Source organism: Bacillus sp. C30, from assembly GCF_040838255.1.
Classification (GTDB): domain Bacteria; phylum Bacillota; class Bacilli; order Bacillales; family Bacillaceae_G; genus Bacillus_A; species Bacillus_A mycoides.
Genome location: NZ_JBFPJH010000072.1, coordinates 1 through 14,603 on the forward strand (window position 1 = coordinate 1; position 14,603 = coordinate 14,603).

Genomic DNA, 14,603 nt, shown 5'->3' on the forward strand with positions numbered 1-14,603 from the left:
ATTAAAGATGAATCGGTTGAAAATTATCTGATCCATGATAGTGGTGGAACGAGTAAAATGGGAGCAACAATCGTTACTATTTTAGCAGTTGCTAGTATTTTTTTCAGTCATTTCTTTTTTCCGACTGATCGAGATATTATACAAAAAGTACGTACAAGTTCGCTTTATGAATATCCGTTCTTTTCGATTGGTGAATCGTTTGAAAGCTATTTTCAAAATTCAGGGTGGATATATTATCGTGGTTCGGAAGGTATGGAATTAGTAGAATTTCAAGGATACAGCCCAGGGATGCCAAGACAAAAAGTTACAATTCAATTTATTGTTGATTATAAATTGAGTGAAATTGAGCCATATTCCCTTACGATTAATGGTGAATCTAAAAATGAAGAAGAGTTTTTGAAGATGATGGAAGAAATATTCAAGGTTCAAAATCCGTTTGAAATAGAGGATGGATTGCAAGTAAATGCTATTCAACAAAGCGGAGGGAAAGCAATTTCTGACCGCTTTTTTTCTTTTTATGAAAATAAATATTTAAAATAATCAGAATTTTTTGTATAATAAAATATATTATACAAGTTTTAACTTATACATATAGATTGGGGGAAGGAAGAATGAAGAGAAAGGTAACAACGATTGCTGCAGTTGCATTATCGGCTAGTGTACTGGTTGCGGGATGTGGGAATGGGGAGAAGGCTTCGACAACGAAGAAAGAATCAAGTAAGGGAATGGCAGATAAACAAGTTTTAAATTTGCTAGAAACAGCTGAAATTCCTTCAATGGATACATCTAAATCAACAGATTCTGTATCTTTCCGTGTATTTGTAAATGCAATGGAAGGATTATATCGTCTAGATAAAGATAATAAACCAACTCCAGGTATGGCCAAAGACGTGAAGATTAGTGAAGATAAAAAGACATATACATTTGAATTACGTGATGCAAAATGGTCAAATGGTGATCCAGTTCGAGCACAAGATTTTGTATATGCATGGCAACGTACATTAGATAAAGCAATAGCAGCAGAATATGCATTTATTTTATTTGATGTGAAAAATGCACAGAAAGTAAATAAAGGAGAAGTACCGTCGGATCAATTAGGTGTTAAAGCGAAGGATGATAAAACGTTGGTAGTAGAATTAGAGCAACCAGCACCTTATTTCCTTGAGCTTACTTCGTTCCCTACATTCTTCCCATTAAATGAAAAGTATGTAAAAGGACAAGGGGATAAATACGGATTAGAAGCAGATAAATTATTGTACAATGGACCATTTACAATGAGTGAATGGAAACATGAACAAAGTTACCAGTTAAAGAAAAACCCAAATTATTGGGATAAAGATGCTGTAAAATTACAAGAAATTAATGTGGGTATAGTAAAAGAGACAAGTACTGGGGTAAATTTATATGATAGTGATCAAGCAGACCGTGTCATTTTAAGTTCTGAGTTTGTAGACAAATATAAAAAGAATAAACCAGATGAATTTAAAACGAAGCTAGACCCACGTATGTATTTCCTACGTTTTAATCAAAAAAATGCAACGTTTAAAAATCAAAAGGTTCGTGAGGCGATTGATTTAGCGTACGATAAAAAAGGAATTGCGGATGTAATTTTGAATGATGGATCATTGCCAGCGTATTTCTTAGTACCTGAAAAGTTTACGACAGGACCAGATGGAAAAGACTTCCGTAATGTAAATAAAAATTTCCGTGACAGTAAAGATAATGCTGCGAAAGCAAAAAAACTGTGGGAAGAAGCGAAGAAAGAACTTGGTCAAGATACAATTACAGTAGAATTACTAAATGATGATAACGGTAGTCGTAAAAAAGTGGGCGACTTTATTAAAGAAGAATTAGAGAAAAACTTACCTGGTATTAAAGTGAATTTGAAGCAACAACCATATAAGCAGAAGTTAGATTTAGAAAAGAAATTTGAATATGAATTCTCATTATCTGCATGGAGTCCAGATTATCCAGACCCAATGACATATATTGATATGTTCGTTACTGGAAGCTCATTTAATGAAATGGATTATTCAAATCCGAAGTACGATGATTTAGTAGCAAAATCAAAAGGAGAACTACTAAAAGATGACGCAGCACGCTGGAAAGCACTTGCAGAAGCTGAAAAAATCTTAATTGGTCAAGATGCTGCAATCTCTCCTACGTACCAACAAAGTACAGCTTACTTAGAGAAGACGTATGTAAATGGTATTGCTAACCATACGTTCGGTGGCGACTTTAGTTATAAATGGGCATATATTACAAAGAAATAGTATAATAAAAGATGAGTGAATTTTCGCTCATCTTTTATTTGTTTAGGGAGGAACGTGGAGTGTTGAAAGGAATCAATCATCTTTGTTTTTCAGTATCAAATTTAGAAAACGCTATTATGTTTTATGAAAGAGTGCTAGAAGGAGAACTATTAGTTAAAGGGAGAAAACTTGCATATTTCAATATATGTGGAGTATGGATAGCACTGAACGAAGAGGCACATATTCCAAGAAAGGAGATTCATCAATCTTATACGCACCTCGCATTTTCTGTTGAACAAGAAGACTTTGAACGCTTACTGCAGCGATTAGAAGAAAATAAAGTTCATATTTTACAAGGAAGAGAGCGTGATGTGAGAGATTGTGAGTCTATATATTTTGTTGATCCTGATGGTCATAAATTTGAGTTTCATTCAGGGACGTTACAAGACCGTCTAAATTATTATAGAGATGAGAAACCTCATATGACATTTTACTAAGGGGGGGAAGAAGTTGCATGCGCTTGTAATTGGTGGAACAGGAATGCTAAAGAAAGTTTCTATGTGGCTTTGTGATCAAGGGTTTCATGTTTCTATTATTGGACGAGATAGTACGAAATTGAAAAATGTTAAGCAAGTGAGTTCTGTACCGGGAAATATTACGTGCCTTCCTTTAGATTATCAAAATGACGATGATGTAAAGCAATCTATTACAAATACAATTGAACAAAATGGTCCAATAACATTAGTTGTTGCCTGGATACACTCTAGTGCAAAGCATGCATTACGACTCATTTGTAATGAGGTAGAATTGTCGTCGGAAAAGTACAGTTTATTTCATATATTAGGTAGTAGTGCATCACGTACGAAGTCACAAAAAATAGGCGGGGCATTATGTAGTTATTACAGAGTTATATTAGGGTTTATTTTAGAAGATACATATGCAAGGTGGCTTACTCATGAAGAGATTGCTGACGGAGTTATAAAAGGAATTGAAAGTAAATGCACAGAATGGATTGTAGGGAGAGTAGAGCCGTGGGAATCGCGGCCAAAATGGTAAGGGGGCTGAAATGAAGACAACGGTATATGTAACAAGGCACGGTGAGACAGAATGGAATGTAGCAGGGCGGATGCAAGGACGGAAAAATTCAGCATTAACAGAGAATGGTATGATACAAGCGAAACAATTAGGGGAGCGTATGAAGGATTTACCACTCCATGCCATATATAGTAGTCCAAGCGAAAGAACGCTTCATACTGCCGAATTGATTAAAGGAGAACGCGATATTCCAATTATAGCAGATGAACATTTCTATGAAATAAATATGGGGACATGGGAAGGGCAAACAATTGCTGATTTGGAAATGCAATATCCAGAAGAAGTACATTTATTTTGGAATGAACCACATCTTTTTCAGTCAACATCAGGGGAAAACTTTGCGGCCGTTCATAAAAGAGTAATTGAAGGGATACACTTTCTTTTAGAAAAGCATAAAGGAGAAAATATTTTAATAGTTACTCATGCTGCAGCAGCGAAATTACTCGTAGGGCATTTTGCAGGTTTTGAAATTGAACATGTATGGGAAGAGCCATTTATGCATAGCGCGAGTCTTAGTGTGATTGAATTTGATGAAAACCGTGGTAAAGTAAAACAATTTGCAGATATAAGTCATTTTCAGTAAACGTAAAAAAGGTCGCAAAGCGACCTTTTTTGGTGGACATAAAAAACTAGCAATTACGTTTTTTATACCAGAAGTGATCGAATTTCTTATTTTTGCAAGATGGGAATTTATGTCCGCCTTTGCAATCATTCCATTTGTGCCCGTCATCGTGACAGTCTTTACCATGATCACAATCATCATCGCAAGAGCTACCGTGTCCGTGAGGGAAGAATTCGCATTTTTTACAGAAACTTCGTTTTGTCCAGAAAAATTTCTTTTCAAAGCGTATGCATTTTGTAACGAACGTACAATGTTTTCTGCGAGTACGTTTTGTAACTAAAACGCATTCTTTTCTACGAGTAACTTTTGTAACGAACGTCCATTTTTGAACGCGCACACGAGTGCATTTCGTAACAAACGTCCATTTTTTAACATGAGTACATTTTGTAACGAAAGTACAATGTTTTACGCGAGTACATCTTGTTCTTGGACATTTACGCCCTGTTGTACATTTACGCCCTGTTGTACATTTACACCCTGTTGTACATTTATGATGAGAGAATTTATCATCATCGCACTCAAAAGTACTTGGATCTTGGTGTAAGAAATCCTCCATACCAGCACTTTTGATTTCTTCAACAGCTTTTCTAATATCACGTTTCATAGAAATCCTCCTTATCGAGTGTTAAATTGAAAAGGTATTCTTTTTCCTTAACATGATATGAGAGATGAAGTCTTTCTGAACAGGACAAGAGTGTAATTTTATATAAATAGATGATAGCGGATGTATGGACAAGACAAGGCGCATACATTGAATGAAGAGAACTGAGAAGGGATGAGAAAACATGCTGCCTTCATATGATTTTTTTGTTCATCCAATGTACTTAGTGGAATTGAAAAAGGACATTTGGTCAGATAGCCCAGTGCCAGCAAAATTAACTTATGGAAAAAAGAAGTATGACATTGATATCGTATACCGAGGGGCTCATATTCGCGAATTTGAGAAAAAGTCTTATCATGTTATGTTTTATAAACCGAAAAAATTTCAAGGCGCGAAAGAGTTTCATTTGAATTCTGAGTTTATGGATCCGTCTCTCATACGAAATAAATTATCTTTAGATTTTTTTCATGATATTGGTGTACTTTCGCCAAAATCACAACATGTATTTATAAAAATTAATGGTCAAATTCAAGGTGTGTATTTACAGTTAGAATCAGTTGATGAAAACTTTTTGAAAAATAGAGGGTTACCGAGTGGTTCTATTTATTATGCGATAGATGATGATGCGAATTTTTCGTTAATGAGTGAGCGAGAAAAAGATGTTAAGACAGAGCTCTTTGCGGGTTATGAATTTAAATATTCGAATAAAAATAGTGAAGAACAACTGAGTGAATTTGTATTTCAAGCGAATACTTTGTCGAGGGAAGATTATGAAAAAGAAGTCGGGAAGTTTCTACATGTAGATAAATATTTACGATGGTTAGCTGGAGTTATTTTTACGCAAAACTTTGATGGTTTCGTTCATAACTATGCACTATATCATAACGATGAGACAAATTTATTTGAAGTGATACCGTGGGATTATGATGCGACTTGGGGGCGAGATGTACAAGGGAGACCACTTAATCATGAATATATTCGTATTCAAGGTTATAATACGTTAAGTGCAAGATTGTTAGATATACCTGTATTTAGAAAACAATACCGAAGTATTTTGGAAGAAATATTAGAAGAACAATTTACCGTTTCGTTTATGATGCCGAAAGTAGAAGGTTTGTGTGAATCGATTCGTCCATATTTACTACAAGATCCATATATGAAAGAAAAATTAGAAACATTTGATCAAGAAGCTGATATGATTGATGAATATATAAATAAAAGAAGGAAGTATATACAAGACCACTTACATGAATTGGATTAATTTTGAAAGAGATTGGAACATTATCAATCTCTTTTTTTGTATAATAAAGATGTATCGATTGAATTGACGTAATATTTACTTAATAAAGAATGGAGATGTGGAAACATGACGGTCAAGTGGATTGATTGGGTAAAACAAATACAATCTATAGCTCAAGCGGGTTTAACGTATTCTAAGGATGTATATGATATAGAGCGTTTCCAACAATTACGGGACATTTCAGTTTCAATGATGTCACATTACACAAAGACAGATTGGGAAGTAGTAGAGAATTTATTTGCAAGTGAGACAGGCTATCAAACACCTAAAGTTGATATACGGGCAGTTATTTTTCAAAATGAAAAACTATTATTTGTGAAAGAAAAAAGTGATAGGAAATGGGCATTGCCAGGTGGATGGGCTGATGTTGGTTATACGCCAACAGAAGTAGCTGCAAAAGAAGTTTTAGAGGAGACGGGCTATGAAGTAGATGATTTTAAGCTACTCGCTATATTTGATAAAGAAAAACATCAACCATCGCCTTCAGCAACACATGTATATAAAATTTTTATTGGCTGTAAGATTATTGGTGGCGAAAAGAAAACTAGTATTGAAACAGAAGATGTGGAGTTTTTTGATGAGAATGAATTGCCTAATTTATCGATTGCTAGAAATACAGAAGAGCAAATTAAAGAAATGTTTGCCTACATGAAAGAACCTCAAAAAGAAACATTAATAGATTAATAATGCTTATGCCGATGATATTGTTAAAATGAAGATATTGGCAGAATGCAACCTTTATGTAATAATGGGATGGTATGTGAAGAAAAAAGGAGATAGAAAAGAAAATGTTAGCAAACATAATAGATCAGTTATTGCAATTTTTTGCAAGCCTAGGTTACTTTGGAGTAGCGCTAGCTTTAATGATTGAAATTATCCCGAGTGAAATTGTACTTTCGTATGCTGGATTTTTAGTAGCGGATGGTAAAATTAGTTTTGTCGGTGCAGTTATCGCCGGAACTATTGGTGGTACTTTAGCCCAAATCTTTTTATACTGGCTTGGATATTACGGAGGGCGTCCGGTTGTAGAGAAATATGGGAAATATCTACTTATTAATAAACACCATTTAGACATAGCGGAAGGTTGGTTTAAGCGTTACGGAGCAGGAGTAATCTTTTCTGCACGCTTTATCCCAGTAGTACGTCATGCAATCTCTATTCCAGCAGGATTAGCTAAAATGCCGTTAAAACTATTTACACTATATACAGTAGTTGCGATTATTCCATGGTCAATACTATTTATATACTTAGGTGAAAAGCTTGGTGGAAATTGGCGACATATTAAAGAGTATGCATCTGATTACACACATTACATAATTATAGGGGCTGTTCTCTTTGTTGCTCTATACTTCGGTTTAAAGTATTTAAAAAAGAAAAAAGCAGCGCGTTAAAGTCAATGATTTTTCATTGGCTTTTTTTATTGTTTCAGTTCTAAAAAAAAGGAGTTGTCCATAATGTGTAATAATAAAGCGTAGCGGGGGAATGTGATGAAAGGATCACCGTTTTTACGTGGAACGATATTTTTAACGATGGCAACGATGATATCTAAAATGTTAGGGTTTATATATGTTATACCATTTACAGCAATGGTGGGTACGAGTGGGTACGTATTATATACGTATGCATACCGTCCTTATACAATTATGCTTAGTATTGCAACGATGGGATTGCCACTTGCCGTTTCAAAAATGGTTTCAAAATATGATCAACTCAATGATTATCACACTGTTAAGAGAGTGCTAAAGAGTGGTATCGTTTTTATGGTCATTATGGGCGTTATTTCTTGTTTAGCATTATATATGTTAGCACCACATTTAGCTAAACTTGTGATTGATGGAAATGATCAGTCGGGTAATAGTGTGGTAGCTGTCACACACAATATTCAAATTGTAAGTTTTGCGTTAATACTCGTTCCAGTAATGAGCTTGTTACGTGGTTTCTTTCAAGGTTTTCAATCTATGGGACCTTCTGCACTCAGTGTAGTTGTAGAGCAATTTTTTCGGGTCTTAACTATTTTGATAGGAAGCTTTGTCGTTTTATATGTTATAAAAGCTTCTGTTTCGTTGGCAGTTGGTATTTCAACGTTTGGAGCATTTATGGGAGCACTAGGTGGATTAAGTGTTTTAAGTGCGTATTATATAAGAAGGAGAAAACATTTAAAGAAAAAAGAGATTGCCAGTATACCACAAACGACGAAAACTTTTTTTTCGTTGTATAGAGAACTGTTTACATATTCTATTCCTTTCGTTGTAGTTGGATTAGCGATTCCGTTATATCAGACGATTGATACATTTACAATTAATAAGCTACTTATACAAGTAGGATATATGCAAGGAGAAGCAGAAAAGATTAATGCGATTATTGGCCTTGTTCAGATGGTTGTACTTATCCCGGTTTCTGTTGCAACAGCTTTTAGTATGTCCCTTGTACCTGAGATGACGAAAGCTTATACAGCGGGAAATGAGAAGCTACTGTATAAACACTTTACAAGGACAAATTTATTAGTGGTAGGAATTACCGTACCGGCGGCGATTGGAATGATGATTTTAGCAAAACCAGTGTATACTCTTTTATTTGGTGCTGGAAATGATCCGGAGATGGGCAGTATTATTTTGCAGTACTATGCTCCTGCTTGTATACTATTCTCACTATTTACAGTAACCGCTGCCATGTTACAAGGAATTAATCAACAACAGAAAACAGTGCTAGGATTAGTAATCGGAATAACTGTGAAGATAGTTTTAAATATTGTATTGCTACCGTATTTTGATTATGTAAGTTTTATCATTTCAACATACGCTGGCTATACGATTTCAGTCGGCTTTAACTTGTGGATGCTTTCTAAATATGTTATAAAGGCAACATAAGCTTTTTTAAAGGCAGAGAACACTCTGTCTTTTTCTATGTTTACAAGATTTTTCTTAAAAAAACGTTTTCAAAATAATTTTTCTATTGAAATTTAATCGTTTGTTTCATATGCTGAAAATAGCGGTTCAAAAACTGTTGTTTAAGTGAGGTAGATTCCCACATGTAAAAAGAATCGGGGTGATAGTATGTTAAATATTTATTTAACAGACCGAAACGGAAAACTACAAGAGATTGAGGAAATGCAAAAGGGCTGCTGGATTAATGTACTTCATCCAACAGAAGAAGAAATTCAGTATCTAGTACAAACTTTAAATGTAGACTTAGATTTCATTAAAGACCCTTTGGATGATGAAGAACGCTCTCGTATTGAAAAGGAAGACAATAATACTTTAATTATCGTGGATATTCCGACAGTCAGACATGATGAAGAAGGAAATTCAATTTATGACACGATTCCAATAGGTATGATTGTAATGCCAGATTGTTTTGTTACTATTTGCTTAGAAGAAAATCCGATTTTTGAACGCTTTATTAATCAACGTATTAAAGAATTTTATACGTTTAAAAAGACGCGCTTCGCACTTCAGCTCTTATATACAATTTCTACTTATTATTTAAGATACTTAAAGCAAATTAATCGAAAAACAATCGATTTAGAGCACCAATTAAATAAGTCGATGAAAAATAAAGAAATTTTCACATTGCTCGGCCTTGAAAAAAGTTTAGTTTATTTTACAACATCATTAAAGGCAAATAAAATTGTAATTCAAAAATTAATGCGAAACAGTACATTTTTGAAAATGTATGAAGACGATCAAGATTTACTAGAAGATGTATTAATTGAAAATAAGCAGGCTATTGAAATGGCGGAAATATATAGTCACATTTTAAGTGGAATGATGAATACATTTAGTTCGGTTATTTCTAACAATTTAAATAGTGTTATGAAACTGTTGACTTCTATTACAATCATTTTATCATTACCAACGATGGTTTCTAGTTTCTTTGGAATGAATGTAAAGGTTCCGTTTGAAGGGGAAGCACATGGTTTTGTAATTGTACTTATAATATGTGTAACATTATCTTTCACTTTAGCATTTGTTTTTTGGAAGAAACGTTACTTTTAATGATAGGAAAGCTGCGCTAGCATAGTTATAAAACTGTGCTAGTGCAGCTTTTTTTGCTAGGAAATCTCAATTTTGGAACAGAATATAACTTGTGAAATGTAATGTGTATGAAGGTTATGAATTCCATATAACTCTTGTTCAAATAATGAAATGGGGTTAAAATTACATATTGTTAATGAAAAGTTGGAGGAAATACATCATGGAATTGTTTCAATTACCGAAAGCATTCCTGCAAATGAATACAATCTTTATCTCAATATTAATCGAAGCACTTCCTTTTGTGCTAATTGGTGTATTTATTTCAGGATTCATTCAAATGTTTGTGACAGAAGATATGGTGGCAAAATGGATGCCTAAAAACCGATTTCTGTCTGTTTTATTAGCTACTTTTTTAGGTATGATGTTTCCTGGATGTGAATGTGGAATTGTTCCGATTGTAAGACGATTAATCGGAAAAGGGGTTCCACCCTATGCAGGAATTGCATTTATGTTAACTGGACCGATTATTAATCCAGTTGTATTATTTGCAACATATGTTGCTTTTGGAAGTAGTATGCACATGGTATGGTATCGTTCTATTGTAGCGATTATCGTAGCAATTATCGTTGGAATTATATTATCATTTATGTTTAAAGAACATCAATTAAGAGATGATCACTTCCCAGAAGTGAACCATAAGCGTCCGTTACGTACAAAAATGTGGGATGTATGTACACATGCTGTTGAGGAATTTTTCTCAATGGGGAAATATTTAGTGTTAGGAGCGTTAATTGCTGCTGCAGTTCAAACGTTTGTACAAACTTCAACATTGCTTGCTATTGGACAAGGTCCGTTTTCTTCATCAGCTGTAATGATGGGACTTGCTTTCATTTTATCACTTTGTTCAGAGGCGGATGCATTTATTGCTTCTTCGTTCCAAAGTACATTTTCAACAGCGTCACTTGTCGCGTTTCTCGTATATGGACCGATGGTGGATATTAAAAATATGTTTATGATGCTTGCGACATTTAAAACAAAATTTGTAATTGTTGTGACGGTTACAGTTACCCTTGTTGTTTATGCAAGCTCACTACTCATTTATGCGATGGGGTGGTAGGTTATGTTTCGAGCATATATATTATTAGGCTTTACAATTTTAATTGGACAGCTTCATATTTCCGGTAACATTACGAAGTATATAAATATGAAGTACGCCTATTTATCAAAAACTGCTGCTATTATTTTAGGTTTCTTAACGATTGTACAAATTATTATCGTTTTCCAAAAAGAGCACCAAAAGGAAAAAGAGAAACATAATTGTAGTTGTGATCATAGTCATTGTGGGCATGATCATTCGAAAGATGAGAATACATGGTGGAAAAAAGTGTTTTCTTACACGTTATTCTGTTTTCCAATCATTACAGGATTGTTTTTCCCAATTGCAACATTAGATTCCGATATTGTTAAGGCGAAGGGATTCCATTTTCCAGTAGCGCAAGCAGAAAGTAAAGATCCATTTATGACAAGACAATTTCTAAGACCTGACACGAGTATTTATTACGGGAAAGAAGGATATCGTGGTGTAATGGAAAAAGGGAAGAAAGAGTTTGTTACGAAAGATAATATCACTTTAAAAGATGAAGATTTCTTAAAGGGTATGGAGACAATTTATAATTATCCTGGTGAATTTACTGGTAAAACCCTGTCTTATAAAGGATTTGTTTTCCGAGATGATTCTTCTAAAAAGGAACAATATTTCTTATTCCGTTTCGGCATTATACATTGTGTTGCGGATTCGGGTGTATATGGTATGTTAGTTAAAAAACCAGAAGGGGTAGAGTGGAAAAATGATGATTGGATTCAGATAGAGGGAGAAATTTCAACTGAATTTTATCAGCCGTTTCATGCGAATATTCCAGTGTTAGAGGTAACGAAATGGAATAAAGTTGAACAGCCGAAAGAACAATATGTGTTTAGAGGAGCCGATTGATAAAATCGGTTCTTTTTTGTGGACTAAAAGTTCTAAAAATTGTTAATATTAAACGTGTAGTTCATGAGGTGTAGTGTATATTGGGATATTAGGGATAAATAATTAAAGGGGTGATAACAATGACTGAAGTAAAGGGTAAAACAGCTAATGAATCAAGGGTGTTTAAAACGAGTCGAGTATTTCCAACGGATTTAAATGATCATAACACGCTATTTGGTGGAAAGATATTGGCGGAGATGGATATGGTTGCTTCAATTTCAGCAACGAGACACTCGAGAATGGAATGTGTCACAGCGTCTATGGATTGGGTAGATTTCTTACATCCAGTACGTTCTTCAGATTGTGTTAGTTATGAATCTTTCGTAATTTGGACGGGAAGAACTTCTATGGAGATATTTGTGAAAGTAGTAGCAGAAGATTTAATTTCAGGTGAAAAACGTGTAGCAGCAACTTCATTCGTTACTTTTGTTGCGCTTAGTAAGGAGAATAATCCAGTTCCTGTACCGCGTGTTATCCCTGAGACAGAAGAGGAGAAAGAATTGCATCGAATTGCTGTGTTACGTGCAGAACAGCGCCATATTCGTAAGGCAGAGAGTAAGAAGGTAGCTACACTGCTAACTTTTTGATATAAAATACTTTCCTAGTGGTACTATTTTGTAATAGGTTAGGAGATTTTTGAAATGAAAAGCGGACACCTAAAAATAGGTGTCCGCTTTTATAGTTTTTTCATCCCCATATCGTACTACAATAACTGCTTAGCAGAAGCAAGCAGCACCGACGATAATTAAGAGGATAAATAATACGACTAGTAGCGCAAATCCATTACCATGTGCGAAGCCCATTGTTATTTCCTCCTTTTATTTTAAGATACAACATACAATATGCAGATGAGCTCCTGTTTGATATGGACGTATATCATGCAATGACATATTTTTTGTATGATAATGTTTTAAAAAAGGAAAGATATAGGAATAACAGTAGTTAGAGAAAGGAACGTATCCATGAAGCGCTTTTTAATTGTAATAATTTGTTTTATAGGTGTATTCATATGGATGAACGTTGATGTGGAAATGGGGAAGAAAATGGCTAGTGGATATGAATTAGAAAAAATCCGATCAGGGGATTTTCAAGTATATACGAACGGTGATGAGTTATATAAAAGTTTATTTGAGGATATAAACCGTGCAGAAAAGAATGTGTATATTCATTTTTATATTGTAGGAAAAGATGAAATAAGCCAAAAGTTCTTACAGTTATTAGAGAAAAAAGCATCTAGCGGAGTAGATGTGAAATTGTCAGTAGACCGCATTGGCGGATATAAGCTTAAGAAAAAGATAATTAATCAATTAAAAGTAAAAGGCGTGAAGTTTACATTTAGTAAAAAACCTAAATTAAAAAACTTATTTTATTCTTTGCATCAACGTAATCATAGACGCATTGTTACTATAGATGGGAAAGTTTCGTACATTGGTGGCTTCAATATCGGAAAGGAATATCTTGGACAGGATCCTAAATTTGGTCCGTGGCGTGATTATCATGTACGCATCGAAGGGAATGGAGCTACTGATATGGAACGGAAGTTTGCGGAAGATTGGCAAGAAGATACGGGAGAAAAGTTTCCTATACACCAAGAGTTACCTGTACAAGGAAATGTAAAATATCAATACGTATTTTCGAATGGAAAAGGTTTATGGAAGGAGTATGGAGCGTTTTTAAAGAAGGCAAAACATTCTTTAATTATCGCTACACCATATTTTGTACCGAGTAAAGAAATGGTGAAGGGGCTGAAAGATGCATTAAATCGTGGTGGTGTCCATGTAAAAATCCTCGTCCCATTTAAAAGTGATGCAGTATTGCTAAAACAGGCTGCCTATCCTTATTTGAAAGACATGTTAGATGCTGGAGCGGAGATTTATCAATATCGAAATGGATTTTTTCATGGGAAAGTAACAATCATCGATGAGGAAATGGTTGATATTGGTACAGCAAATTTTGATAATAGAAGTTTTTACTTAAATAACGAATCTAACTGTTTCATATATGATAAGACAGTCGTTGCTGACGTATGGAGTCGATTAAAAGAAGACTTTCATAAATCAAAACGATTTTCTGAAGAAGATTTTGAGAAAATTAGTAGATGGGATTGGTTTCTAGCAAGAATATCAAATGTTATCGCATCATATTTATAGTATAGAGATGAAATAGGAAGGGAGGCGCTTTAATGGATTGTATGAAAGAATTGATGACATATAGTTACACACTTATATATAAAGTTGGAGAATACACGAGCAAGGTTCGAGATGAAGAATTAAAAGATATTTTGCAGCATCATTTACCGTATATGTTACAAGCATATAATGAACAAGTGAATTTTCAAGAAGGAGAAAATATACAACATATAACTTGTAAACAAATGTGGCCGGAATTTACTGAAATGGATAGGGAAACAGATAATGAGTATACAGGGGATATTGGGATTGCTATTTGTTATATTTCACATTTGAAGCGATTAGCATTAAAGTTTGCTCAAGTTGCAGTGGAAGTTGCGAACCCAGAGTTTCGTTCTTTCTTGGAAAATTGTTTTGTGAAAATGAATCGTTATGCTTATAGTGTTTGGCAATATGTTGTGAAGAAGGAATATAAAATTAAACATGTATATGAAAATGAAAGTGAGAAGTTTGCGTGAAAAACTAAGACGGAATGAAAGGCGTCTTAGTTTTTTTATGTCTAATGAAAGGCTCAATTAGAAGAATTGAGACAAACCAGTTG

At 34.2% G+C, this 14,603-nt stretch carries 16 protein-coding genes and 1 pseudogene; 15 read left to right on the forward strand and 2 right to left on the reverse strand.

Going from position 1 to position 14,603, the window contains the following annotated elements:
- The 5 genes and pseudogenes from AB3X49_RS09820 to AB3X49_RS09840 form a co-directional block, all read left to right on the forward strand.
- Window positions 1–540: pseudogene (locus AB3X49_RS09820) on the forward strand (DUF2628 domain-containing protein); the annotation flags it as partial.
- A 71-nt stretch (window positions 541–611) separates the two neighbouring features.
- Window positions 612–2,273, forward strand: a complete 1,662-nt coding sequence (locus AB3X49_RS09825) for a peptide ABC transporter substrate-binding protein (protein WP_367961785.1) — start codon at window positions 612–614, stop codon at window positions 2,271–2,273.
- Window positions 2,274–2,332: 59 nt separating this feature from the next.
- The gene (fosB, locus tag AB3X49_RS09830; RefSeq protein ID WP_002126995.1) at window positions 2,333–2,749 is read left to right on the forward strand and encodes a FosBx1 family fosfomycin resistance bacillithiol transferase; all 417 of its coding nucleotides are present in this window, start codon (window positions 2,333–2,335) and stop codon (window positions 2,747–2,749) included.
- A 13-nt stretch (window positions 2,750–2,762) separates the two neighbouring features.
- Complete coding sequence (locus tag AB3X49_RS09835; protein ID WP_367961787.1) at window positions 2,763–3,308, forward strand: short-chain dehydrogenase; 546 nt, start codon at window positions 2,763–2,765, stop codon at window positions 3,306–3,308.
- A gap of 10 nt (window positions 3,309–3,318) precedes the next feature.
- A complete protein-coding gene (locus tag AB3X49_RS09840) occupies window positions 3,319–3,930 on the forward strand; it encodes a phosphoserine phosphatase 1 (protein ID WP_367961789.1) in 612 nt (203 codons plus the stop codon).
- 46 nt (window positions 3,931–3,976) lie between these two features.
- Here the strand turns inward: AB3X49_RS09840 and exsB are convergent, their stop codons facing one another.
- Entirely contained in the window at window positions 3,977–4,573 is a 597-nt protein-coding gene (gene exsB / locus AB3X49_RS09845) for an exosporium protein ExsB (RefSeq protein ID WP_003188802.1), read from the reverse strand.
- Between the two features lie 181 nt (window positions 4,574–4,754).
- Here exsB and cotH point away from each other — a divergent pair, with 181 nt between their 5' ends.
- From cotH to AB3X49_RS09885, 8 genes are all read left to right on the forward strand, one after another.
- Entirely contained in the window at window positions 4,755–5,831 is a 1,077-nt protein-coding gene (gene cotH, locus AB3X49_RS09850) for a spore coat protein CotH (RefSeq protein ID WP_367961791.1), read from the forward strand.
- A gap of 105 nt (window positions 5,832–5,936) precedes the next feature.
- Window positions 5,937–6,554, forward strand: a complete 618-nt coding sequence (locus AB3X49_RS09855) for an NUDIX hydrolase N-terminal domain-containing protein (protein WP_002168580.1) — start codon at window positions 5,937–5,939, stop codon at window positions 6,552–6,554.
- A 104-nt stretch (window positions 6,555–6,658) separates the two neighbouring features.
- Window positions 6,659–7,261 (forward strand): undecaprenyl phosphate transporter UptA, encoded by a 603-nt coding sequence (gene uptA, locus AB3X49_RS09860; protein WP_137058299.1) that lies wholly within the window; start codon window positions 6,659–6,661, stop codon window positions 7,259–7,261.
- 96 nt (window positions 7,262–7,357) lie between these two features.
- Window positions 7,358–8,737 carry a putative polysaccharide biosynthesis protein gene (locus tag AB3X49_RS09865; RefSeq protein WP_002031482.1) on the forward strand — a complete coding sequence of 460 codons (1,380 nt, stop codon included), beginning with the start codon at window positions 7,358–7,360 and terminating at the stop codon, window positions 8,735–8,737.
- A 186-nt stretch (window positions 8,738–8,923) separates the two neighbouring features.
- Window positions 8,924–9,865: a magnesium transporter CorA family protein gene (locus AB3X49_RS09870; RefSeq protein ID WP_000932386.1), complete on the forward strand. Its 942-nt coding sequence runs from the start codon at window positions 8,924–8,926 to the stop codon at window positions 9,863–9,865.
- A gap of 199 nt (window positions 9,866–10,064) precedes the next feature.
- Window positions 10,065–10,961, forward strand: coding sequence for a permease (locus AB3X49_RS09875; protein ID WP_000418719.1), 897 nt, complete (start codon window positions 10,065–10,067; stop codon window positions 10,959–10,961).
- Between the two features lie 3 nt (window positions 10,962–10,964).
- Complete coding sequence (locus tag AB3X49_RS09880) at window positions 10,965–11,834, forward strand: TIGR03943 family putative permease subunit (RefSeq protein WP_367961795.1); 870 nt, start codon at window positions 10,965–10,967, stop codon at window positions 11,832–11,834.
- Window positions 11,835–11,953: 119 nt separating this feature from the next.
- Entirely contained in the window at window positions 11,954–12,460 is a 507-nt protein-coding gene (locus AB3X49_RS09885) for an acyl-CoA thioesterase (protein WP_000141174.1), read from the forward strand.
- A gap of 129 nt (window positions 12,461–12,589) precedes the next feature.
- Here the strand turns inward: AB3X49_RS09885 and AB3X49_RS09890 are convergent, their stop codons facing one another.
- A complete protein-coding gene (locus tag AB3X49_RS09890; protein WP_000505094.1) occupies window positions 12,590–12,676 on the reverse strand; it encodes a YjcZ family sporulation protein in 87 nt (28 codons plus the stop codon).
- A 159-nt stretch (window positions 12,677–12,835) separates the two neighbouring features.
- On the opposite strand from AB3X49_RS09890, the gene cls reads away from it, so the two are divergent.
- Window positions 12,836–14,023: a cardiolipin synthase gene (gene cls, locus AB3X49_RS09895; RefSeq protein ID WP_367961797.1), complete on the forward strand. Its 1,188-nt coding sequence runs from the start codon at window positions 12,836–12,838 to the stop codon at window positions 14,021–14,023.
- A gap of 32 nt (window positions 14,024–14,055) precedes the next feature.
- On the forward strand, window positions 14,056–14,520 hold the full coding sequence (locus tag AB3X49_RS09900) for a spore coat protein (RefSeq protein ID WP_131245688.1): 465 nt from the start codon (window positions 14,056–14,058) through the stop codon (window positions 14,518–14,520).
- The last annotated feature ends 83 nt before the right edge of the window (window positions 14,521–14,603 follow it).